At 66.6% G+C, this 704-nt stretch carries 1 pseudogene; it reads right to left on the reverse strand.

Features of this window, described 5'->3' with window-relative positions:
- Positions 1-704 (reverse strand): annotated as a pseudogene (locus HV823_RS27525) (hypothetical protein); the annotation flags it as partial.

Here is a 704-nt window from a genome sequence, read left to right on the forward strand (position 1 = left end):
CGCCGCTATTGCCCTTGAGCACGTCCTTGCCGGCCCCGCCGGAAAGCACATTGGCCTTGCCGTCGCCGGTCAGCCTGTCGGCATGGCTCGTGCCGGTCAGGTTCTCGATCGAGACATAGACGTCGCCTTTGGCGTCATTGGTGTTGAGCGAAGGCTTGGAAAGGCTGGCGGTGACACCCTTGCCCGCCCCCTGGTAGGAGGCGGTGTCGTTGCCCGCCCCGCCGTCCAGCCGGTCGGCGCCCGCACCGCCGATCAGGAGGTCGGCACCCGCACCACCCTTCAGCTGGTCGTTGCCGGCCTGGCCGTAGAGCCTGTCGTTGCCGCCATTGCCCTTGATCAGGTCGGCGCCGAGGCCGCCCTTCAGCGTCTCCGCCTTCGACGTGCCGGCGATCGTCTCGACCACGTCGGCCACCTTGATGGTGAAGGTCTTTGCGACCGTGTTGACGCCGTCCGAGGCGGCAACGGTGACAGTGTCCTTCTGCACCTTCTCGTAGTCGATCGCCCTGGCCGTCACCAGCCTGGCGCCGGAGAGCTTGAACAGGCCGCCGGCATCGTCGGTCAGCGTGTAGGTCAGCGCCTTGCCTTCCGGATCCTTGGCCGAGAAGGTGCCGACCGTGGTGCCGGTCTTGACGTTCTCCTTGACGGTCGACTTCGACAGCGACAGCGAGGTGGGCGCCTTGTCGACATCGTCGACGTCCTGGATC

The sequence above is a fragment of the Mycoplana rhizolycopersici genome (genome assembly GCF_013378445.1).
Classification (GTDB): domain Bacteria; phylum Pseudomonadota; class Alphaproteobacteria; order Rhizobiales; family Rhizobiaceae; genus Mycoplana; species Mycoplana rhizolycopersici.